Annotated in this window: 16 protein-coding genes and 1 riboswitch; of the genes, 13 read left to right on the forward strand and 3 right to left on the reverse strand. The window is 59.7% G+C overall.

Annotation, left to right across the window (positions count from 1 at the left end):
• Positions 1–227 precede the first annotated feature (227 nt).
• From BBB56_RS11945 to BBB56_RS12005, 13 genes are all read left to right on the forward strand, one after another.
• Complete coding sequence (locus BBB56_RS11945; RefSeq protein WP_123801178.1) at positions 228–1,454, forward strand: MdtA/MuxA family multidrug efflux RND transporter periplasmic adaptor subunit; 1,227 nt, start codon at positions 228–230, stop codon at positions 1,452–1,454.
• A complete protein-coding gene (locus BBB56_RS11950; RefSeq protein ID WP_123801179.1) occupies positions 1,454–4,576 on the forward strand; it encodes an MdtB/MuxB family multidrug efflux RND transporter permease subunit in 3,123 nt (1,040 codons plus the stop codon). The genes BBB56_RS11945 and BBB56_RS11950 overlap by 1 nt, the downstream gene beginning before the upstream one ends.
• Positions 4,573–7,647: a multidrug efflux RND transporter permease subunit MdtC gene (mdtC, locus tag BBB56_RS11955; RefSeq protein ID WP_123801180.1), complete on the forward strand. Its 3,075-nt coding sequence runs from the start codon at positions 4,573–4,575 to the stop codon at positions 7,645–7,647. The genes BBB56_RS11950 and mdtC overlap by 4 nt, the downstream gene beginning before the upstream one ends.
• 15 nt (positions 7,648–7,662) lie before the next feature.
• On the forward strand, positions 7,663–9,069 hold the full coding sequence (locus BBB56_RS11960) for an MFS transporter (protein WP_123801181.1): 1,407 nt from the start codon (positions 7,663–7,665) through the stop codon (positions 9,067–9,069).
• Entirely contained in the window at positions 9,066–10,454 is a 1,389-nt protein-coding gene (baeS, locus tag BBB56_RS11965; protein ID WP_123801182.1) for an envelope stress sensor histidine kinase BaeS, read from the forward strand. Before BBB56_RS11960 ends, baeS begins: the two co-directional genes overlap by 4 nt.
• A 6-nt stretch (positions 10,455–10,460) precedes the next feature.
• Positions 10,461–11,168: an envelope stress response regulator BaeR gene (gene baeR, locus BBB56_RS11970; RefSeq protein ID WP_123801183.1), complete on the forward strand. Its 708-nt coding sequence runs from the start codon at positions 10,461–10,463 to the stop codon at positions 11,166–11,168.
• Positions 11,169–11,289: 121 nt separating this feature from the next.
• Complete coding sequence (gene trhP, locus BBB56_RS11975) at positions 11,290–12,651, forward strand: prephenate-dependent tRNA uridine(34) hydroxylase TrhP (RefSeq protein ID WP_123801184.1); 1,362 nt, start codon at positions 11,290–11,292, stop codon at positions 12,649–12,651.
• A gap of 222 nt (positions 12,652–12,873) precedes the next feature.
• Complete coding sequence (yegS, locus tag BBB56_RS11980; RefSeq protein WP_123801185.1) at positions 12,874–13,773, forward strand: lipid kinase YegS; 900 nt, start codon at positions 12,874–12,876, stop codon at positions 13,771–13,773.
• A gap of 331 nt (positions 13,774–14,104) precedes the next feature.
• Complete coding sequence (gene manD, locus BBB56_RS11985; protein ID WP_123801186.1) at positions 14,105–15,319, forward strand: D-mannonate dehydratase ManD; 1,215 nt, start codon at positions 14,105–14,107, stop codon at positions 15,317–15,319.
• Positions 15,320–15,329: 10 nt separating this feature from the next.
• Positions 15,330–16,340 (forward strand): Zn-dependent oxidoreductase, encoded by a 1,011-nt coding sequence (locus BBB56_RS11990; protein WP_123801187.1) that lies wholly within the window; start codon positions 15,330–15,332, stop codon positions 16,338–16,340.
• Between the two features lie 74 nt (positions 16,341–16,414).
• Positions 16,415–17,698 (forward strand): MFS transporter, encoded by a 1,284-nt coding sequence (locus BBB56_RS11995; protein WP_123801188.1) that lies wholly within the window; start codon positions 16,415–16,417, stop codon positions 17,696–17,698.
• 64 nt (positions 17,699–17,762) lie between these two features.
• Positions 17,763–19,223, forward strand: a complete 1,461-nt coding sequence (locus BBB56_RS12000) for a mannitol dehydrogenase family protein (RefSeq protein WP_123801189.1) — start codon at positions 17,763–17,765, stop codon at positions 19,221–19,223.
• A gap of 99 nt (positions 19,224–19,322) precedes the next feature.
• Positions 19,323–20,009, forward strand: coding sequence for a GntR family transcriptional regulator (locus tag BBB56_RS12005; protein ID WP_123801190.1), 687 nt, complete (start codon positions 19,323–19,325; stop codon positions 20,007–20,009).
• A 631-nt stretch (positions 20,010–20,640) separates the two neighbouring features.
• On the opposite strand, the gene fbaB is transcribed toward BBB56_RS12005, so the two are convergent.
• The 3 genes from fbaB to thiM form a co-directional block, all read right to left on the reverse strand.
• Entirely contained in the window at positions 20,641–21,693 is a 1,053-nt protein-coding gene (gene fbaB, locus BBB56_RS12010) for a class I fructose-bisphosphate aldolase (RefSeq protein ID WP_123801191.1), read from the reverse strand.
• A 148-nt stretch (positions 21,694–21,841) separates the two neighbouring features.
• On the reverse strand, positions 21,842–22,642 hold the full coding sequence (thiD, locus tag BBB56_RS12015) for a bifunctional hydroxymethylpyrimidine kinase/phosphomethylpyrimidine kinase (RefSeq protein WP_123801192.1): 801 nt from the start codon (positions 22,640–22,642) through the stop codon (positions 21,842–21,844).
• Complete coding sequence (gene thiM / locus BBB56_RS12020; RefSeq protein WP_123801193.1) at positions 22,639–23,478, reverse strand: hydroxyethylthiazole kinase; 840 nt, start codon at positions 23,476–23,478, stop codon at positions 22,639–22,641. Before thiM ends, thiD begins: the two co-directional genes overlap by 4 nt.
• A riboswitch (TPP riboswitch) is annotated at positions 23,468–23,564 on the reverse strand. Its footprint overlaps the gene before it by 11 nt.
• Positions 23,565–23,815: the final 251 nt, after the last annotated feature.

Here is a 23,815-nt window from a genome sequence, read left to right on the forward strand (position 1 = left end):
TTTTACAACTTATGATCTGTCAGAAAGCATAGCAAAAGCCTGCCTGCCGCTTTATGCGTAATTCATCGATAAGTTTGTTCTGGAAGGGATACTTACTTCGTCCTGACAGTTATCCTTAATTCCTTCAACTTTCACCCGCTTCGCGGGTCTACACTCTGCTATTTGCAGGCTGTCGCGTTTCAGCCTGCGTTTGGGGATTTCGCTACTGCTGGAGAGCAAACGATAAGATGAACCGATCTTCCTTGTTAAAAAAAAGCCTGATTGCGCTGGTGGTGATTGCCGCTGCCGCAGGCGGATACTACGGGTGGCGCCATTCAACGCAATCTGAAACCAGTCACCAGGCCGACGCGCGGCCACATCGCGGCAAAGGCGGCGAGAGCGGCCGGACGCTGGCCCCGGTTCAGGCCGCGACAGCCGTTAGTCAGAGCGTGCCGCATTTTCTCAGCGGGCTTGGCACCGTTACCGCCGCCAGCACCGTCACAATTCGCAGCCGCGTCGACGGCGAGCTGATGGCCATTCACTTTCAGGAAGGACAGCAGGTCAAGGCCGGGCAGCTGCTGGCGGAGATCGATCCTCGCCCTTATCAGGTGGCTCTGACCCAGGCACAGGGGCAGCTGGCGAAAGATCAGGCCACGCTGGCGAATGCCCGCCGCGATCTGGCGCGCTATGAAAAGCTGGCGAAAACCTCTCTGGTGTCGCAGCAGGAGCTGGATACCCAGCGCTCGCTGGTCAGTGAAACTCAGGGCACCATCAAGGCGGATGAAGGCAGCGTCGCCAGCGCGCAGCTGAATCTTACCTATAGCCGTATCACCTCTCCTGTCGACGGCCGCGCTGGCCTGAAGCAGGTCGATGTTGGCAACTACATCACCAGCGGCGATACCAGCGGGCTGGTGGTGATCACCCAGACGCACCCCATCGACGTAGTGTTTAGCCTCGCGGAAAACACGCTCCCGGAGATTATGCAGGCGCAAAAAAGCGGACAGCCGCTGCTGGTTGAAGCCTGGGATCGCAGCAATCAGACGCTGCTGACCCAGGGCGAGCTGCTCAGCCTCGACAACCAAATCGACGCCACGACCGGCACCATTAAAATGAAGGCGCGCTTTACAAACCAGGATGACAAACTCTTCCCCAACCAGTTTGTTAACGCGCGGCTTAAGGTCAACACCCTACAGGATGCGATTGTCATTCCCGCCGCCGCGCTGCAAATGGGCAATGAAGGCCACTTCGTCTGGGTGGTGAACAGCGACAATAAAGTCAGCAAAAAAAGCGTGACCGCGGGCCTTCAGGACAGTCAGCAGGTGGTGATTACCGCCGGGCTGAGCGCGGGCGAACGCGTCGTTACCGACGGACTGGATCGTCTGACGGAAGGCGCGCAGGTTGAGGTTGTTGCGCCGCAGAGCACCGAGCTGAAAAGCAGCCGCGCCGCGCAACCGGCGAAAGGAGCGCGCGAGTAATGCAGGTCATGCCTCCTGACGCCAGCGGCGGGCCGTCGCGTCTGTTTATTCTGCGCCCGGTCGCCACCACGCTGTTGATGATCGCGATTTTACTGGCGGGCATACTCGGCTACCGTTTTTTGCCGGTTTCCGCGCTGCCGGAAGTGGATTATCCCACCATACAGGTCGTTACGCTCTATCCGGGCGCCAGTCCGGACGTCACCACCTCCGCTATCACCGCCCCGCTGGAGCGCCAGTTTGGGCAGATGTCCGGCCTGAAGCAAATGGCGTCGCAAAGCGCGGGCGGCGCGTCGGTGATTACCCTACAGTTCCAGCTGACGCTGCCGCTTGACGTTGCCGAACAGGAAGTGCAGGCCGCCATCAACTCAGCCACCAACCTGCTGCCCAACGATTTGCCCAACCCGCCGGTGTATAGCAAGGTTAATCCCGCCGACCCGCCGATTATGACGCTGGCGGTCACCACCAGCAGCATGCCGCTCACCCAGGTGCAGGATATGGTGGAAACGCGCATTGCGCAGAAAATCTCTCAGGTTTCCGGCGTCGGGCTGGTCACCCTTTCCGGCGGGCAGCGCCCGGCGGTGCGCGTTAAGATGAATGCGCAGGCGCTGGCGGCGCTGGGTCTGACCAGCGAACAGGTAAGAACCGCCATCAGCAACGCCAACGTCAACTCGGCGAAGGGCAGTCTTGATGGTCCGGAACGCGCGATTACCCTCTCCGCCAATGACCAGATGAAATCTGCGGAAGATTATCGCCAGCTGATCATCAGCTACAACAACGGCGCGCCGGTCAGACTTGGCGACGTCGCCACTATCGAGCAGGGCGCGGAAAACCGCTGGCTGGGCGCGTGGGCCAACAGAGAGGCCGCTATCGTGCTTAACGTCCAGCGCCAGCCGGGGGCGAATATTATCGCCACCGCCGACAATATCCGCGCGCTGCTGCCGTCGCTGACCGCCACCCTGCCCAAATCGGTCAATGTACAGCTGCTCACCGACCGCACCACCAATATCCGCGCCTCGGTTACCGACACCCGCCACGAGCTGATGCTGGCGATTGGCCTGGTGGTGATGATTATCTATCTGTTTTTGCGCAACGTGCCTGCGACCATTATTCCCGCCGTCGCCGTGCCGCTGTCGCTGGTCGGCACCTTTGCCGCCATGTATTTTCTTGGCTTCTCCATCAACAACCTGACGCTGATGGCGCTGACCATCGCCACCGGCTTTGTGGTCGATGATGCTATCGTGGTGATCGAAAACATCACGCGCTATCTGGAAAAAGGCGAAAAGCCGCTCGCCGCCGCGCTGAAGGGCGCGGGCGAAATCGGCTTTACCATTGTCTCCCTCACCTTCTCGCTGATCGCGGTGCTGATCCCGCTGCTGTTTATGGGGGATGTCATTGGCCGTCTGTTCCGTGAGTTTGCCGTGACGCTGGCGGTCGCCATTCTGATCTCGGCCGTGGTCTCGCTGACCCTGACCCCGATGATGTGCGCGCGCATGTTGAGCGTTGAGTCGCTACGCAGGCAGAATCGCTTTTCCCGCGCCAGCGAGGCCTTTTTCGACCGCGTTATCGCTGGCTACGGCCGCTGGCTGCGCAAGGTGCTGGCGCATCCCTGGCTGACGCTGTCGGTGGCGCTGGGTACCCTGCTGCTCACCATTCTGCTGTGGATTGTCATTCCGAAAGGCTTTTTCCCGCAGCAGGACAACTCTATTATTCAGGGCACGCTTCAGGCGCCGCAGAGCACTTCCTATGCCAGCATGGCGGAACGCACGCGCGACGTCGCCTCGCTGATTATGAAAGACCCGGCGGTGCAGAGCATGACCTCTTTTGTGGGCGTTGACGGCACCAACGCGTCCCTCAACAGCGCCCGGCTGCAAATCACCCTCAAACCGCTGGACGAGCGCGAGGATCGCATTCCGCAGGTTCAGCAGCGTCTGCAACAGCGCGTGAGCCAGATCCCCGGCGTCTCGCTGTGGCTCCAGCCGGTACAGGATCTGACTATTGATACCCAGGCGAGCCGCACTCCCTACCAGTTCACGCTTCAGTCCGGTTCACTGGGCGCGCTCAGCAACTGGGTGCCGAAACTGCTGGAGGCGCTGCGCCAGTCGCCAGCGCTGCGCGATATTAGCAGCGACTGGCAGGATCAGGGGCTGGAGGCCTACATTAATGTCGACCGCGACAGCGCCAGCCGCCTCGGCATCAGCATGGCCGATATTGATAACGCGCTGTATAACGCGTTTGGTCAACGTCTGATTTCCACCATCTATACGCAGGCAAACCAGTATCGCGTCGTGCTGGAGCAGGATAACCGCGCCACGCCGGGACTCGCCGGTCTGGAAGGCATTCGCCTCAACAGCACCGACGGCGGCAGCGTGCCGCTCAGCGCCATCGCGAAGGTTGAGCAGCGCCACAGCGCGTTAAGCGTTAACCATCTCGATCAGTTCCCCTCAGCCACCTTCTCCTTCAATGTGGCCGACGGCTATTCGCTGGGCGATGCGGTGAAGGCGGTCAGCGCGGCAGAAGCGCGGCTTGGCATGCCGGCCGAGATGATGACGCAGTTTCAGGGCAGCACGCTGGCGTTTGAGGCGGCGCTCACCAGCACCGTCTGGCTGATCGTCGCGGCCATCGTCGCCATGTACATCGTGCTCGGCGTGCTGTACGAAAGCTTTATTCATCCCATCACCATTCTGTCGACGCTTCCTACCGCGGGCGTCGGCGCGCTGCTGGCGCTGATGCTCAGCGGCGGCGAGCTGGATATTGTCGCTATTATCGGCATTATCTTGCTGATCGGCATCGTGAAGAAGAATGCCATCATGATGATTGACTTCGCGCTGGCGGCCGAGCGTGAACAGGGGATGAAGCCTTACGACGCCATCTATCAGGCCTGCCTGCTGCGTTTCCGTCCGATCCTGATGACCACCCTGGCGGCGCTGCTCGGCGCGCTGCCGTTGATGCTCAGCACTGGCGCAGGCGCCGAGCTGCGCCATCCGCTGGGCATTGCGATGGCGGGCGGGCTGATCCTCAGCCAGGTCCTGACGCTGTTTACCACGCCGGTGATCTACCTGTTGTTTGACCGCCTTGGCCGCGCGACGCGTCGCCGCTTTAGCAGGCAGGAGGCAGAGCAGTGAGGTTTTTCGCCCTGTTTATTCATCGCCCCGTGGCCACCACGCTGCTGACGCTGGCTATCGCGCTGGCGGGTATAATGGGTTTTCGCCTGCTGCCGGTCGCCCCGCTGCCGCAGGTTGATTTCCCGGTGATTGTGATCTCGGCGTCGCTGCCAGGGGCCTCGCCGGAAACGATGGCGTCGTCGGTGGCGACGCCGCTGGAGCGCTCGCTGGGGCGCATTGCCGGCGTCAGCGAGATGACCTCCACCAGCTCGCTCGGCAGCACGCGTATTATTCTGGTGCTGGATTTCGATCGCGACATTAACGGCGCGGCGCGCGACGTGCAGGCGGCGATCAACGCCGCCCAGAGCCTGCTGCCGACCGGAATGCCCAGCCGTCCGACCTGGCGCAAGGTCAATCCCTCGGACGCGCCCATTATGATCCTGACGCTGACCTCGGACATTTATAATCCCGGCCAGCTCTACGACTACGCGTCAACGCAGCTGGCGCAGAAGCTGTCGCAAATTGAAGGCGTCGGCGACGTCACGGTCGGCGGCAGCTCGCTGCCTGCGGTGCGGGTGGCGCTGAATCCGCAGGCGCTGTTTAATCAGGGCGTCTCGCTGGACGCCGTGCGCGAGACCATCGCTAACGCCAACCAGCGTCGACCTCAGGGCGCGCTGGAGGATCGCCAGCAGCGCTGGCAGCTGCGCACCAATGATGAGTTAAAAACCGCCAGCGATTACGCGCCGCTGGTGGTGCACTACCACAATGGCGCGGCGGTTAAGCTCGCCGACGTCGCCAGCGTGCAGGACTCGGTGCAGGACGTGCGCAACGCCGGGATGGCGGACGGCAAGCCTGCCGTGCTGCTGCTGGTGCGCAAGACGCCGGAAGCAAACGTGATCGACACCGTGGATCGCATTCGCGCCGAAATGCCCGTGCTGCGCCAGACCATTCCCGCCGCGATCGATCTGCAAATCACCCAGGACCGCTCGCCGACCATCCGCGCCTCGCTGCATGAAGTCGAGCAGTCGCTGATAATTGCGGTGGTGCTGGTGATTATGGTGGTGTTCGTTTTCCTGCGTTCCGGCCGCGCCACGCTGATCCCTGCCGCCGCCGTGCCGGTGTCGCTGATTGGCACCTTTGCCGCCATGTACCTGTGCGGCTTTAGCCTGAATAACCTGTCGCTGATGTCGTTAACCATCGCCACCGGGTTTGTGGTAGATGATGCCATCGTGGTGCTGGAGAACATCGCGCGCCACGTCGAGGCGGGAATGAAGCCCTTGCAGGCGGCGCTGACCGGCGTGCGCGAGGTCGGCTTTACCGTGCTGTCGATGAGCCTGTCGCTAATCGCCGTGTTCCTGCCGCTGCTGATGACCGGCGGGCTGATTGGCCGCTTTTTCTCGGAATTTGCCATTACGCTGTCGGTCGCCATCGCCATTTCGATGGTGATTTCGCTTACCCTGACGCCGATGATGTGCGCATATCTGCTGAAGCCGCACAGGCCGCGCAGCCAGCCGCGCAGGCGCGGCGCTGGTCGCCTGCTGCTGGCCATCCAGCAGGGCTATGGCCGATCGCTGGGCTGGGTGCTGAACCATGCGCGCTGGGTGCTGCTGCTGCTGGCCGGCACGGTGGCGCTGACGATCTGGCTGTTTATTCAGGTGCCGAAAACCTTTATGCCGGAGCAGGACACTGGCCGTCTGTCCGGCTTTATCTCGGCTGACCAGAGCATCTCTTTTCAGGCGATACGTCAGAAGCTTCAGGATTTTATGGTGATCGTCAAAGCCGATCCGGCCGTTGAGAGCGTAGTGGGCTTCACCGGCGGCATGCGCACCAACAGCGGCTCGATGTTTATTTCGCTGAAGCCGCTGTCAGAGCGTAACGAGAGCGCCCAGGCGGTGATTGCCCGCCTGCGCACTAAGCTGGCAAAAGAGCCTGGCGCGAACCTTTACCTCAACGCGGTGCAGGATCTGCGCGCGGGCGGCCGTGAATCCAACGCCAGCTATCAGTATTCTTTGCTCTCTGACGATCTCGCCGCCCTGCGCGAATGGGAGCCGAAAATTCGCCAGGCCTTCGCCGCCCTGCCTCAGCTGGCGGACGTTAACTCGGACCAGCAGGATAAAGGCAGCGAGATGGCGTTGATTTACGACCGTGAAAGCATGGCCCGCCTCGGCATCGACGTTTCCGAGGCGAACGCGCTGTTGAATAACGCCTTCGGCCAGCGGCAGATATCGACGATTTATCAGCCGCTCAACCAGTATAAAGTCGTAATGGAAGTGGACCCGCGCTACACCCAAGACATCAGCGCGCTGGATCAGATGTTTGTGATTAACAGCGACGGTAAGGCGATACCGCTGTCGTGGTTTGCCCGCTGGCAGCCTGCCAACGCGCCGCTGTCGGTGAATCATGAAGGGCTGTCGGCCGCCTCGACCCTGTCGTTTAACCTGCCGGAAGGCGTCTCGCTGTCGCAGGCGTCTGCGGCGATCGATCGCACCATGACCGCCATCGGCGTGCCTTCCAGCGTGCGCGGCAGCTTCGCCGGGACCGCGCAGGTGTTTGAACAGTCGCAGAGCAGTCAGCTGTGGCTGATGCTGGCCGCCATCGCCGCCGTCTACATCGTGCTGGGAATACTGTATGAAAGCTATGTGCATCCGCTGACGATTCTTTCGACGCTGCCTTCCGCTGGCGTTGGCGCGCTGCTGGCATTAATGCTGTTCAACACGCCGTTCAGCCTTATCGCCCTAATCGGCATCCTGCTGCTTATCGGCATCGTCAAAAAGAACGCCATTATGATGGTGGATTTTGCGCTCGACGCGCAGCGCAGCGGCAATCTGAGCGCGCGCGACGCCATTTTCCAGGCCTGTCTGCTGCGTTTTCGCCCTATTCTGATGACTACGCTGGCCGCGCTGTTCGGCGCGCTGCCGCTGGTGATCACCAGCGGCGACGGCGCGGAGCTGCGCCAGCCGCTCGGCATTACTATCGCAGGCGGGCTGATCATGAGCCAGCTGCTGACGCTCTACACCACGCCGGTGGTCTATTTATATATGGACAAGCTGCGGCGCAAGCGCGGCGCTGTCGTCAGCCCAGTGGAGAGCTAAGGAGAGAGCAGAAAAATGAACGCCCAAAACGCTACGGTTCGCTGGCAGCTCTGGATTGTCGCTTTCGGTTTCTTTATGCAGACGCTGGACACCACGATCGTCAACACGGCGATCCCGTCAATGGCGCATGACCTGGGCGTCAGCCCGCTGCACATGCACGCGGTCATCGTCTCCTATGTGTTGACGGTGGCCGTTACCCTGCCCCTGAGCGGCTGGCTGGCGGACCGCTTCGGCGTACGCAATATCTTCTTCAGCGCCATCGTGCTGTTTAGCGTCGGTTCGCTGCTGTGCGCCCTCTCCTCAACCCTGGACCAGCTGGTGATGGCTCGCGTAGTGCAGGGCGTCGGCGGCGCGATGATGGTGCCGGTCGGAAGGCTGACGGTGATGAAAATCGTGCCGCGCGAGCAGTATATGTCCGCCATGACCTTTGTGACGCTGCCGGGCCAGATTGGCCCGCTGGTCGGCCCGGCGCTCGGCGGCGTGCTGGTGGAGTACGCCAGCTGGCACTGGATCTTCCTGATCAATATCCCCGTCGGGATCGTCGGCGCGATCGCTACCCTGATGCTGATGCCCAACTATTCGATGCAGACGCGGCGCTTCGATTTTATCGGCTTTCTGCTGCTGGCCGCCGGGATGGCTACGCTGACCATGGCGCTCGACGGCCAGCGTAGCAGCGGCGGCTCTCCCCTGCTGCTCGGCGCGATGATCCTGACAGGCGTCTTCTCGCTGCTGTTCTACCTGATGCATGCGCGCCACAACGACAACGCGCTGTTCAGTCTGAAGCTGTTCGACAACCGGCTCTACTCCATTGGCCTGCTCGGCAGCTTTTTAGGCCGTATCGGCAGCGGCATGTTGCCCTTTATGACGCCGATATTTTTGCAGGTCGGCATGGGGTTTACCCCGTTTCATGCCGGTCTGATGATGATCCCCATGGTGCTCGGCAATATGGGCATCAAACGCGTGGTGGTGCGCATTGTTAACCTGTTTGGCTACCGCAACGCGCTGGTCGGCACCACGCTGGCCCTCGCCGTCGTCGTGCTGCTCTTTCCGCTGGTAGCGCTGTTCGGCTGGATATGGCTGCTGCCGCTGGTGCTGTTGATGCAGGGCATGATAAATGCGCTGCGCTTCTCTTCTATGAACACCCTGACGCTGAAAGATCTGCCGGACGAGCTGGCCTCCAGCGGCAACAGCCTGCTGTCCATGATTATGCAGCTGTCGATGAGTATCGGCGTGACTATCGCCGGTCTGCTGCTGGGCGCGTTTGGTCAGGATGCGCTGGGCAGCAGCGACAATGTGCACAGCCTGTTTATCAGCGCCTGGGCCTGTATGGCGTTGATTATCGCTCTGCCCGCGCTGGTATTCTGGCGCGTGCCAAAGGAAACCAGTAAAAACGTCGATCTACGACGCCGGAGAAAACCATGACGTCCCCTCTGCGCCTGGGTATCAGCGCCAAACTCTTTTTAGCTATTTTTTCCACCTGCATGCTGGTGCTGATCACCATGCACTGGGGCGTTCGCCTTAGTTTTGAACACGGCTTTGTGGACTACATCAAGCGCGGCAACGAACAGCGGCTGGCCATGCTCGGCGACGCGCTGGCCGACCAGTACGAACAGCACGGCAACTGGGATTTCCTGCGCCATAACGATCGGCTGATCTTTACCATGCTGCGCTCGCTGGAACAGAATCCCGACAGCAGTAACCAGCTACCGCCGCACGGCTGGCGCACGCAGTTCTGGGTTATCGATCAGCAGTACAAGGTGCTGGTCGGCCCGCGCGCGCCGGTGCCGCCGGAGGGTTCGCGCCGTAATATCACCACCAGCAACGGCAAAATCGTCGGCTGGGTGGTGGGTTCGCCGCCGGAGCGTCTGACGCGCAGCACCGATATTAACTTCGATCATCAGCAAAAGCGCACCAGCTGGCTGATTGTGGGCCTGTCAACGCTGCTGGCGGCGCTGGTGACCTGGCTAATGTCGCGAGGTTTGCTGGCGCCGGTAAAACGGCTGGTCGCGGGGACGCATCATCTGGCCGCAGGCAATTTCGCGACGCGCGTTGAGGTCGGCAGCCATGATGAGCTGGGCCAGCTGGCGCAGGATTTTAACCGCCTCGCCAGCTCGCTGGAAAAAAACGAGAGTATGCGGCGCGCCTTTATGGCCGATATTTCTCATGAGCTGCGCACGCCGCTGGCCATCCTGCGCGGCGAGCTGGAGGCGATGCAGGACGGGGTGCGCAAGCTGACGCCGGAAGCCATTGGCTCATTGCAAAGCGAAGTCGGCGTGCTCAGCAAGCTGGTCGACGACCTGCATCAGCTGTCGCTGTCCGATGAGGGCGCGCTCGCCTATCGCAAGCAGGCCACCGATCTGGTGCAGCTGCTGGAGATCACCGCCGGTAGTTTTAACGAACGCTATCGCAGCCACGGCCTGACGCTGTCGCTACAGATGCCGGACGAAGCCCCCTTTTTCGGCGATCCCGATCGGCTGATGCAGCTGTTCACCAATCTGCTGGAGAACAGCCTGCGCTACACCGACGCGCCCGGTCAGGTTATGGTGCGGCTGTGGTATGACGCGCCCTACTGGCAGATGAGTTTTTGCGACAGCGCGCCGGGCGTCGATGCTGAACAGCAGGCGCAGATTTTCGAGCGTTTTTTCCGCACCGAAGGATCGCGCAACCGCGCCAGCGGCGGCTCTGGCTTAGGGCTGGCCATCTGTAAAAATATCGTCGACGCGCACGGCGGCCACATTGCTGCGGCGCACTCTGATTTAGGTGGACTGAAAATCACGCTACAATTGCGCTATGTTCCCCAGCCGTAACTGACGATGAACCCAGAAAAAAACGACCCGCTCATTCTGGTAGTGGAAGATGAGCCGAAGCTGGCGCAGCTGATGATCGACTATTTGCAGGCTTCCAACTACCGCACCCATCATATTGCCCACGGCAGCGAGGTGCTGCCTTTTGTTCAGCAGACGCCTCCCGACCTGATGCTGCTGGATCTTATGCTGCCCGGCAGCGACGGCCTGACGCTGTGTCGTGAAATCCGCCGCTTTTCAGAGCTGCCGATTATCATGGTCACAGCGCGCACCGAAGAGATCGATCGCCTGCTTGGGCTGGAGATTGGCGCAGATGACTATATCTGTAAGCCGTTCAGCCCTCGTGAGGTGGTCGCACGCGTAAAGACGATTCTGCGCCGCGTGAAGCGCGCGCCCGAAGAGGCGGATAGAGTCTCGCTGCTGAAAATCGACGAAGGCCGCTTTCAGGCCAGCTGGCGCGACCAGCCCCTGGAGCTGACGCCGGCTGAGTTTCGTCTGCTGAAAACCCTGGCGCTGGAGCCAGGCAAAGTGTTCTCGCGCGAGCAGCTGCTTAATCACCTTTATGACGATTATCGCGTCGTGACCGATCGCACCATCGACAGCCATATCAAAAATCTGCGTCGCAAGCTGGAAAACCATGACGCCGACCAGCCGTTTATCCGCGCCGTCTACGGCATGGGGTATCGCTGGGAAGCGGATCTGGGTCAGTTGATCTAGATCAATTGACTCAGGGCGCGCCCTGCCTACAATTCCGCACCTTTTGCAGGGCCGCGCCTTTTAGCGCGGCCCTGCACATGCCGCCTCAGACGGCATGCTGACCTGACATCAGTGAGAACATATGAAACCAGAACTGCTTTCTCCAGCGGGAACGCTGAAGAATATGCGCTACGCGTTTGCCTACGGCGCCGATGCGGTTTACGCCGGCCAGCCGCGCTATAGCCTGCGCGTGCGTAACAATGAATTTACCCACGATAACCTCGCCAGAGGCATTGCCGAAGCGCATGCGCTGGGCAAGAAATTTTATGTGGTGGTCAATATCGCCCCGCATAACGCCAAGCTGAAAACATTTATTCGCGACCTGACGCCGGTGATCGAGATGCAGCCGGACGCGCTGATTATGTCCGATCCCGGCCTGATTATGCTGGTGCGCGAGGCGTTTCCACAAATGCCAGTTCATCTTTCCGTACAGGCCAACGCGGTCAACTGGGCGACGGTGAAATTCTGGCAGCAGATGGGGCTGACGCGCGTGATCCTGTCGCGCGAGCTGTCGCTGGAGGAGATCGCCGAGATTCGTCAGCAGGTGCCGGAAATGGAGATAGAAGTTTTCGTCCACGGCGCGCTCTGCATGGCCTATTCCGGTCGCTGCCTGCTGTCAGGCTATATGAACAAGCGCGATCCCAATCAGGGAACCTGCACCAACGCCTGCCGCTGGGAGTATAAGGTTGAAGAAGGCCAGCAGGACGAGGTGGGGAATATCGTTGAGGTGCAGGAGGTTACGCCGACGCTGGGTCTCGGCCAGCCCACCGATAAGGTGTTTCTGCTGGAAGAGAAAATGAAGCCGGGCGAGGTCATGAGCGCCTTTGAGGATGAGCACGGCACCTACATTATGAATTCCAGAGATTTGCGCGCGGTGGCGCACGTCGAACGCCTGAGCGAGATGGGGGTTCATTCGTTAAAAATCGAAGGACGCACCAAATCTTTCTACTACTGCGCGCGCACGGCGCAGGTCTATCGTCGCGCCATTGATGACGCAGCCGAGGGAAAACCCTTCGATCCTCAGCTGCTCACCACGCTGGAAGGCCTGGCGCATCGCGGCTATACCGAAGGCTTTTTACGCCGCCATACCCACGACAGCTATCAGAACTACGCGCAGGGCTATTCCATTTCGGAGCGCCAGCAGTTTGTCGGCGAATTTACCGGCGAGCGGCGCGGCGACTGGGCGGAGGTCGCGGTTAAAAACAAGTTTCTGCTCGGCGACAGCCTGGAGATTATGACGCCGAACGGCAACCTTAACTGTACGCTGGAGGCGATGCAGGATGCGCGCGGCGCGCCTGTTGAGGTCGCCCCCGGCGACGGCCATCGCGTCTGGATGCCGGTGCCCGCCGATGTTGAGCTGGCGTTCGCGCTATTGCTGCGCAATTTTACCGACGGCAGCAGCACGCGCGATCCCCATAGCAAATTAGCCAGATTCTGCAAGTAAAAAGGCGAAGTTAGAACAGGATCACAGACCGCCGCTGCGCGCTCCTTTATAGTCGCGCCTGCTGCTAACGAGTAACAATTAATAGCTGTTGTACCAGGAACCACCTCATTCACCCGCCCGGCTCCCCCGTGCGGGTTTTCTTTTTTCCGCTTTTCTCCCGTAAATTTTCCGTCCTGACTATGCTATAAGCAGAAATCTTTGTGGATTCTCCAGGAACGGATAATGGAAAAACAACCGCTTACTCTGTTAATTCTTAATGGTAAAGGCGCAGGCAACGAAGAGCTACGCACTGCAATCACCACGCTGCGCGATGAGGGATTTGATGTCGCGGTACGCGTCACCTGGGAGAAAGGCGACGGTGAGCGTTACGTCAGGGAGGCTATCCGGCTGGGCGCGGAGACGGTGGTCGCCGGCGGCGGCGACGGCACCATCAATGAGATAGCTACCGCGCTGGCCGCTATTGAAACCTCTCAGCGCCCGGTTCTGGGTATTCTTCCTCTCGGCACCGCCAACGATTTCGCCACCAGCGTCGGTATTCCCACCGAAATGGAGCCTGCGCTGCGTCTCGCCGTTCAGGGCAAAGCCCACGTTATCGATCTGGCGCGTGTGAATCAGGATCGCTACTTTATCAATATGGCGACCGGCGGCTTCGGCACGCGTATCACCACAGAGACGCCGGAAAAACTGAAGTCCGCGCTGGGCGGCGTCTCCTATTTTATTCACGGTCTGATGCGCATGGATACGCTGAAGCCCGACAGCTGCGAGATCACCGGACCCAGTTTTCACTGGCAGGGCGACGCGCTGGCGATTGGCGTCGGCAATGGCCGCCAGGCCGGCGGAGGGCAGCGCCTCTGTCCGTCGGCGCTGATTAATGACGGCCTGCTGGACATCAGCATTGTGACCGCGCAGGAGCTGCTTCCCACGCTGCTGCACTCCCTGACCAGCAACGATGAGAATCCGAATATTGTCACTGCGAAACTTACCTCGCTGCATATTGTGTCGCCCAATGAGATGACCTTTAACCTGGACGGCGAACCGCTGTCCGGCCGCGAGTTTCAGATTGAGGTGATGCCGGAAGCCTTAAGCTGCCGCCTGCCGCCGCAGTGCGCGCTACTGGCCTGAGCGCCTCGCTCCGGCCAGTAGATTGTTCCCTGCCGCAATCGCGGGGGCAAAAACGCCTTTCTCGGCTGGCCGCTCTGCTGTCATGAGCGGCCGCAACCCGTCTCCCGCTCTCACCTGGCTTCGCGCGCCGTTATCCCCGCCGCGGCACATTTTGCGCTTCCGGATGCTGTTTCAGGCGCGTCCGCAGCGGTCATCCTGCCCTCGCGGTCATGCCCTCTGCTTTCCTGAACAGGCTCTGTGATTGTCTTCACAACTCTGCTAACTGAACTTGTATGGTAGTATAAATGCGCGTACTTTTTCAGCATCGACTGTTGAATGAAGGCTACCAGAGATGAAAATTGTAAACGCCGAAGTGTTTGTCACCTGCGCAGGCAGAAACTTCGTTACGCTGAAAATCACCACCGACGAAGGCCTTACCGGCATCGGCGACGCGACGCTAAACGGCCGCGAACTGCCGGTCGCCTCTTATCTGAAAGATCACATCTGCCCCCAGCTCATTGGCCGCGACGCACATCAGATCGAAGACATCTGGCAGTACTTTTATAAAGGCGCCTACTGGCGTCGCGGACCGGTCACGATGTCGGCCATTTCGGCTGTGGACATGGCGCTGTGGGACATCAAAGGCAAGGCGGCCAATATGCCGCTCTACCAGCTGCTGGGCGGCGCGTCGCGCACCGGCGTCATGGTCTATTGCCATACCACCGGCCACACCATTGACGAAGTGATGGATGACTACGCGAAGCACAAAGAGCTGGGCTTTAAGGCGATTCGCGCGCAGTGCGGCGTACCGGGCATGAAAACCACCTACGGCATGGCCAAAGGCAAAGGTCTGGCCTATGAACCGGCGACCAAAGGCAACTGGCCGGAAGAGCAGCTCTGGTCGACCGAAAAGTATCTCGACTTTACGCCGAAGCTGTTTGCCGCTATTCGCGATAAGTTCGGCTTTAACGAGCATCTGCTGCATGACATGCACCACCGCCTGACGCCGATCGAAGCGGCGCGCTTCGGCAAGAGCGTGGAGGATTATCGCCTGTTCTGGATGGAAGATCCGACCCCTGCCGAGAATCAGGAGTGCTTCCGTCTGATCCGCCAGCACACCGTCACGCCCATCGCGGTCGGCGAAGTGTTCAACAGCATCTGGGACTGCAAGCAGCTAATCGAAGAGCAGCTGATTGACTATATCCGCACCACCATCACCCACGCAGGCGGCATTACCGGCATGCGCCGCATCGCGGATTTCGCCTCGCTGTATCAGGTGCGCACCGGCTCGCACGGCCCGTCCGATCTCTCGCCGGTCTGCATGGCGGCGGCGCTGCACTTTGATCTCTGGGTGCCGAACTTTGGCGTGCAGGAGTATATGGGCTTCTCTGAGCAGATGATGGAACTGTTCAACGCGAACTGGACCTTTGAAGACGGCTATATGCATCCGGGCGACAAGCCGGGTCTGGGCATCGAATTTAACGAAAAGCTGGCGGCGAAATATCCCTATGAGCCAGCCTATTTGCCGGTTGCCCGTCTGGAAGACGGCACGCTGTGGAACTGGTAAGGAGCGCATCATGAAAAGTGTCGTGATAGAACAACCCGGCGAACTGGTGCTGGCCGAACGTGCAGTGCCGACGCCCGCGGCGGGCGAAGTCCGCGTCAGGGTGAAATATGCCAGCATCTGCGGTTCCGACGTGCATATCTGGCACGGTCATAACCCTTTCGCCAGATACCCGCGCGTTATCGGCCACGAGTTTTTTGGCGTGATTGACGCGGTGGGCGCAGGCGTCGACGCCAGCCGCATCGGCGAACGCGTCGCGGTCGATCCGGTCGTCAGCTGCGGCCACTGCTACCCCTGTTCGGTGGGCCGTCCTAACGTCTGCACCACGCTCAGCGTCATCGGCGTGCACCGCGACGGCGGCTTCAGCGACTATGCCGTCGCGCCAGCCAGTAATGCTTATGCGCTGCCCGCGACCATCCCGGACAAGCTTGCCAGTCTGGTCGAGCCGTTCACCATCGCCGCCAATATTACCGCCTTCCTTCAGCCGCAGCCGCAGGATGTGGCGCTGATTTACGGCGCGGGACCGATGGGCCTGACGGCGATTCAGGTGCTGAAAGGCGTTTATAACGTAGCGCAGGTGCTGGTGGTGGATCGCCTGCCGGAGCGTCTGGCGCTGGCGAAGGCTAACGGTGCGGATGGCGTCTTCAACAACGCTGAGGTGCCGCTGGCGGCGCAGCTGGAAGGCGTGCAGCCCACGCTGATTATCGATGCCGCATGCCATCCCGCTATTCTGGCGGAAGCGGCGGCGCTGGCCTCGCCCGCCGCGCGCATCGGTTTGCTGGGTTTCTCCGGCGAGCCGAGCAGCATCACGCAGCAAAGCCTGACCAGCAAAGAGCTGTCGCTGTTTACCTCTCGCCTTAACAGCCATCGCTTCCCGCAGGTGATTGCGTGGATGGAGCAGGGATTGATTCAGCCGGAAAAACTGGTTACCCACTACTTTCCGCTCGACGACATCGAACGCGCCATGACGCTGTTCGAAAAAGACCCCCGAACCTGCTGTAAGGTGATTTTACAGATGCAGTAACCTTGCCTCACCGGGGATTCAGCCGACAGCGCGCTGTCGGCGTTACATCACTATAAAAAAGCGTTGGAGCCACTATGTTTAAAAATCTGCGCTGGACAATCGTACTGCTGTTATTTCTTGTTTACATGATCAACTACCTCGATCGTGTTGCCCTGTCCCTTACCCTACCGCTGGTTGAAAAAGACCTGGCGATCAATGCTGAACAGTTCGGCATGATCTTTGGCAGCTTCTTTTTCGGCTATGCCCTGTTCAACTTCGTCGGCGGCGTCGCCACGGACCGCTTTGGCCCTAAAATCGTGCTCGGCCTGGCGGTGGGCATGTGGTCGCTGTTCTGCGGTATGACCGCGCTGGCAACCGGCTTCTGGTCGATGCTGATCCTGAGGGTGCTGTTCGGCATGGCGGAAGGTCCCATCTGCGCCTCGGCCAACAAAGCCATCAACGGCTGGTTCCCGAAAAAACAGGCGGCAACAGCAATGGGCTTGCTGAGCGCCGGTTCGCCCTTAGGCGGCGCGGTTGCCGGTCCCATTATCGGTTATCTCGCCCTCGCCTTTGGCTGGCGTCCGGCTTTCGTCATTATTTGTCTGATTGGGCTGGTGTGGATGGCGATCTGGCTGTTCGTCTCCGCAGACAACCCGGCTAAAAGCCGGCATGTTTCCGCAGAAGAGCGCGCGCTGGTTGAGAAGCTGAAAGCAGAACAGCCAGGCGAAGAGGCCGATCTGGCGCAGGCATCGCACGGTTTCGGCTACTATCTGCGTCAGCCGATTATTCTGGTCACCGCCTTTGCCTTCTTCTGCTACAACTACATTCTGTTCTTTTTCCTGAGCTGGTTCCCGGCCTATCTGGTGCAGGCGCACGGTCTCGACATTAAATCCATGTCGATAACCACCATGATCCCGTGGATTGTCGGTTTCGTCGGGCTGGCGCTGGGCGGCTGGATCTCCGATAAAATCTTCAATATTACCGGCAAGTTACTGTTGTCACGAAAAATTGTGCTGGTGGTCTCACTGTTCGCCGCTGCCGTTTGTGTGGCGCTGGCGGGTACGGTACAAGACGTCAATTCCGCGGTGATAATGATGTCGATCTCGATTTTCTTCCTCTACATCACCGGCGCTATTTACTGGGCGATTATTCAGGACGTGGTCCACAAGAGCCGCGTCGGCAGCATCAGCGGCTTTATTCATCTGGTTGGCAGTCTGTCGGGCATTATCGGACCCATTGTGACCGGCTTTATCGTCCAGCATACCGGCAAATTCGATAGCGCCTTCGTGCTGGCTGGCTGTGTGGCCGCCATTGGCGCCTTCCTGGTGCTGTTCGTGATCCGCAGTCCGAAAGCGAGCAACAAGCCGGTCTCAGTATAAGCAGGCCCTTTCACATAACTGATTCACGGGGCGCAGGACGCCCCGTTTGCTATAAGGACAGACTATGTTAGAGATTGATCGCCTTCCCGCTGACGTACAGCGCCCGCGCTACGATCGCAGCAAACTGAAAACCCGTATGGTGCATATTGGCTTCGGCGCGTTTCATCGCGCGCATCAGGCATTGTGTAGCGATAAACTGGCGGAACAGGGCGGCGACTGGGGCTATTGTGAAGTTAACCTCAACAGCGGCGAGCTGATTCAGGCGCTGCGTCAGCAGGATCACCTGTACACCCTCACAGAGATGGCCGACGATTCGCTCAGCACGCGCGTTATTGGCGTCGTGACCTCCTCGCTGCACGGCAAAGGCGACGGCATTGAGGCGGTCATCTCCGCCATGAGCCAGCCGGACGTCGCTATCGTTTCCATGACGGTAACGGAAAAGGGCTATTGTCATCATCCAGCCAGCGGCGATCTCAACCCGGATCATCCCGATATTGTGCACGATTTAGCGCATCCCGACGCGCCGCGCTCGCTGCCCGGCCTGATTCTGGCGGCCATTCGCCGCCGCCGCGACGCGGGACTGCCGCCGTTCAGCGTGATGTCGTGCGATAACATGCCGGAGAACGGCCACGTTACGCGCAATGTGATTGTCCAGCTGGCGCAGCGACAGGACGCGGCGCTGGCCGACTATATTCAGCAACACATCACCTTCCCTTCCACGATGGTGGACCGTATTGTTCCGGCGATGACCGACAGCGCGTTCGCTCAGCTGGCTGAACGTCTCGGCTGTAGCGATCCCGTCGCCGTCGAAGCCGAACCTTTTTTCCAGTGGGTGATCGAAGATAACTTCGTCAGCGGTCGCCCGGCCTGGGAACAGGCTGGCGCAGAGCTGGTGAAAGATGTGCTGCCGTTTGAAGAGATGAAGCTGCGTATGCTTAACGGCAGCCACTCTTTCCTGGCCTATCTCGGCTATTTATCCGGCTATGAATACATCAGCGACTGTATGGCCGATGCGAACCTGCGCGCCGCTGCGCGTCAGTTGATGCTTGAGCAGCAGGCGCCCACGCTGCGCACTCAGGGCGTCGATCTGACCGCCTACGCTGACTCGCTGATTGCGCGCTACGAAAACCGCGCCATCAAACATCGCACTTATCAGATTGCGACAGACGGCACGCAAAAACTGCCGCAGCGTATGCTGGACAGCGTGCGCTGGCATCTGCGTAACGGCAGCAACTGCGACCTGCTGCTGCTGGGCGTGGCGGGCTGGATGCGCTATGTCGGCGGAGTGGATGAGCAAGGCGCGCCGATTGAGATACGCGATCCTCTGAAAAGCGAGCTGGCTGAACGCGTGGCCAGCAGCGCGGAAGGCGAAGAGCGTGTGCGGGCGCTGCTGGGCATAAAAGCTGTCTTTGGCGACGATCTGGCGCAGAATGAGGCGGTAGTCGCAACCTTAACGCGTTTTTGGCTACAGCTGCGCGAACAGGGCGCGCGCGCTACCCTGGCGCAGGTTGTTAATGCGCGGTAATTTTTCTGTGCCAAAAGCGCTGGCGCAGTGGCAGCGCGCTGATTAGACTGACACTTTCCAACGGGCTGGCTGCGGCCAGCCGCAATACGGATATGCAGCATGTCAATCGCCTATACCATTACCACCAGCGAACCGGTTAACCAGCAAATCTATCGTTATCTGCGTAGGGATATTGTGACCTGCGCGATCCGACCGGGTTCGCTGCTGTCAGAGAAAGAAGTTTCCGCCCGATTTAACGTCTCGCGACAGCCGGTACGCGAAGCCTTTATCAAGCTGGCGGAAGCAGGTCTGGTGCAGGTGTTGCCGCAGCGCGGAACCTTTGTGCGGAAGATCTCCGCGCGTCGCGTTGCGGATGGCCGCTTTATTCGCGAGGCGGTCGAGGTGTCGGTGGTGCGGCGTGCCGCGCAGGAGATTGAACCCGCCGCGCTGATGGCGCTGGACCACAATATTCAGCTGCAAAAACTGGCAGCTGAGCGTCACGACAGCCAGGCCTTTCTCAGCCTTGACGATGAGTTTCACCGTCTGATTGCGGAAAGCATCAACTGCGCGCTGGCGTGGGAAACGGTGGAGAATATCAAAGCGGCAATGGACCGCGTGCGCTTTCTGACGCTCAGTGAAGTCTCGCCGCCGGAAAGTCTGATTGAGCAGCATGAAGAGATTCTGGCGGCGCTGAAGGCGCATGATGCCGACGCCGCCGAAGCCGCGATGCGTCGTCATTTGCAGGAGATGATTTTTTCCATCACGCCTGTCGCCGAGCGCAACAGCGAATGGTTTGAGTCGCCATAATGCCTGCTGAGCAGTAAATAAGGCCAGCGCATTGCTGGCCTTTTCGTTGCGCTAAACCGGCGGCGGTGAAGCCCGTTCCTGTCCGGCCAGCGCGCAGGTCTGGGAGCATACATAAGTCTCTGACCTCAATAAGCCTTGCGAATTAAACCGTCTGCGGCTAAGCCCGTTCCCGTACGACCAGCGCTCAGGGTCTGGAGCATATATCTGTATTCGGCCTCAATAATCCTCTGGGCATTAAACCGTCTGCGGCGAAGCCCGTTCCTGTACGGCCAGCGCAGGGTCTGGAGCATATATCTGTATTCGGCCTCAATAATCCTCTGGGCATTAAACCGTCGGCGGCGAAGCCCGTTCCCGTACGGCCAGCGCGCAGGGCCGGGAAGCATACATAAGTCTCTGACCTCAATAAGCCTTGCGAATTAAACCGTCGGCGGCGAAGCCTGTTCCCGTACGGCCAGCGCGCAAGGTCTGGAGCCTATATCTGTATTCGGCCTCAATAATCCTCTGGGCATTAAACCGTCGGCGGCGAAGCCCGTTCCCGTACGGCCAGCGCGCAGGGCCTGGGAGCATACATAAGTATGTGACCAGGCACGAGCACTGCCCGGACGGGAACGGGCAAGTAAGCCAGGTTTAATCAGGCGATAGTCACTTCCTTAGACAAATACACATCCTGCACCGCATTGATCAGCGCCACGCCATCCTTCAGCGACTTTTTAAATGCCTTGCGTCCCAGTATCAGCCCCATGCCGCCTGCACGTTTGTTGATGACTGCCGTGCGTACCGATTCAGCAATATCGGTTTCACCCGCAGACGCGCCGCCTGAGTTAATCAATCCTGCGCGACCCATATAGCAGTTCGCCAGCTGATAGCGCACCAGATCGATCGGGTTATCCGTAGTCAGCGTGCTGTAGACTCGCTCGTCGGTATGTCCAAATTTTACCGCCTTGTAGCCGCCATTATTCTCTGCCAGCTTCTGCTTAACGATGTCTGCGCCGATCGTGGCCGCCAGATGGTTGGCCTGTCCGGTCAGGTCGGCGCTGGCATGATAATCGACGCCGTCTTTTTTAAAGTCGTTATTTCGCAGGTAGGCCCAGAGCACCGTCACCATACCCAGCTCATGCGCGCGCTCAAACGCAGCGGAGATCTCTTCTATCTGACGACGCGACTGCTCGGAACCAAAATAGATCGTCGCTCCCACCGCCACCGCGCCCATGTTGAACGCCTGCTCGACGCTGGCATAAAGCGTCTGATCGTACTGCGTGGGATAGCTCAGGGTTTCGTTGTGATTAAGCTTCACCATAAAGGGAATACGGTGCGCATAGCGGCGCGCTACCGAAGCCAGCACGCCATAGGTTGAGGCGACGCAGTTACAGCCTGCCTCTATGGCCAGCTCGACAATATGTTTAGGATCGAAATAGTGCGGGTTAGCCGCGAAAGAGGCGCCTGCTGAATGCTCAACGCCCTGATCGACCGGCAGGACAGACAGATAACCGGTACCCGCAAGGCGTCCGGTGTTGTACAACGTCTGCATATTGCGCAGCACCGCAGGGGAGCGGTTATTGTCGATCATCACGCGATCGACATAATCCGGACCGGGTAAATAGAGGTTTTCCGCGGGCAGAGCCAGACAGCGATGCTGAAGAAGAGAATCCGCGTCCTGGCCCAGTAACTGTACGATGTCCGTCATGTTAACTCCTGTCAGAAATGGGGTGATGCGCCGACCCAGGCCGGCGCGCGCCATCACAGCCTGACCGCCGCACCAGGACGACGCAAATTGCTGACTCCATTTTTCAGACGGATCCGTAGCAAAATTATCCAGATCAGGGCATTTTTCCCTACCACCAGCGATGGAAATGGTGCACTGGCCCAATGCCCTTGCCGACCTCCAGCGTATCGGCCTGCATCAGCGCCTGTTGCAGCCAGGCTTTGGCTTCGCGCAGCGTCTCCGCCCAGTCAGCGTGACGCGGCCGCAGCGCCGCCAGCGCGGCAGAGAGCGAACAGCCGGTGCCGTGCGTATGTCGGGTATTGACGCGCGGCGCGGTGAATCGCTCGGCTCCGGCGCGCGTGATCAGCCAGTCCGGGCTTTCAGTGTTGCCCAGATGTCCCCCTTTCATCAGCACCGCCGGACAGCCGAACGCCAGCAGGGCTTCCCCCTGCGTCAGCATTTCGTCCTCATTTTGCGCTGGCGCACAGTCCAGCAGCGCCGCCGCTTCGGGCAGATTGGGGGTGATCAAGGATACCTGCGGCAGCAGCAGCTCACGTACGCTGGCAATGGCGTCCGGCGACAGCAGCGCATCGCCGCTTTTCGCCACCATCACCGTATCCAGCACCACACAGGGGATGTCGGCTCGTTTCAGCTTTTCCGCCACCACCTGCACGATGGCGGTTTCAGACAGCATACCGATTTTTGCCGTGTCAATGCGCACATCGTTTAAAACGGAATCGAGCTGGGCGCCGACAAACTCAGGTTCAATGCGGTAGACCGACTGCACGCCACAGGTGTTTTGCGCCACCAGCGCGGTAATCACGCTGGTGCCATAAGCCGCAAGCGCTGAAAAGGCCTTGAGATCGGCCTGCACCCCTGCCCCGCCGCTGGGATCGGTGCCGGCAATCGTCAGAGCGTTGATACGTTTCATACGCGCGCCTCCTGTGCCTGTCGCCACAGAGCGTCAATGAAATGCATGGCGAAATGACCCGGCGCATCAGCCTGCGCGGCGGCACGCTCCCCCGCCAGCGCCATCACGCGGCAGGCGCTGGCAACGTTGTTCAGCCGCTCGCCGGGCAGGCTGCAAAAAGCCGCGACCACGGCGGAAAGCGCGCAGCCTGTCCCCACGACGCGCGTCATCAGCGGGTTGCCGCCGGATATGGTCAGCGTCTGGCTGCCGTCGGTAACATAGTCAACCTCGCCGCTGATCGCGACCAGCGTGTGATGCGTTTTAGCCAGCTCACACGCGGCCTCCAGCGCCGCTTCCGCCTGATGCTGGGTATCTACCCCGCGTCCGCCGCGGCTTTGCTGTGCCAGCGCCAGAATTTCAGAGGCATTACCGCGTACAGCAGCGGGTTGCAGAGCCAGTAACTGCTGACAGAAGTCGGTGCGCAGCGTCAACGCGCCGACCGCGACAGGATCCAGTACCCAGGGCGTCTGGGCGTGATTTGCGGCCTGAACCGCAGCCAGCATGGCATCGCGACGCTCGCGGGTTAAGGTGCCCACGTTGATGAGTAAGGCATCGGCCGCAGCGGCAAACTGCCTGGCTTCATCAGGGTCGATCACCATAGCGGGCGAGGCGTGCAGCGCCAGCAAAACGTTTGCGGTGAAATTTTGTACGACATCATTTGTCATGCAGTGCACCAGCGGCGACTGTTGAACAAATCGGGAGAGAACGGGCGCGAACTGCGCATCAGAAAAGCGTTGAGGCTGGTGGATCATCATAGCTCCCAACCGGCGAACAAGAAGGCGAATGCGGTCAGGCATCTGACTTCCCTACGCTGGCATTATCCAGATCAGGTAATACGGGTTTTTCTCAGCCTTCACAAAGAAGGGCACCCCGAGTCATTTACTGCAAAATCAAAATATTGCGATTAATGCTTCTCATTAATCCCTGCTCAGGATAGTAATGCCAGCGGGAAGTCTTGTAAACGGCAAATGCGCTCCTCCTGGATCAGGTGTGACAGATTGAGTGGCACAACTAACCATTCATTCTTTAGCCATAAATCCTGACGAACAGTAGAATAGGGTAAGTTAAATCAGGAAGATTCGTTTTTATATCAGCTGTAAATATTTACAACAGCCCGACGCCGCTGTTCTTTGT

This window comes from Candidatus Pantoea deserta, assembly GCF_003813865.1.
In the GTDB taxonomy this organism is placed as follows: Bacteria; Pseudomonadota; Gammaproteobacteria; order Enterobacterales; family Enterobacteriaceae; genus Pantoea; species Pantoea deserta.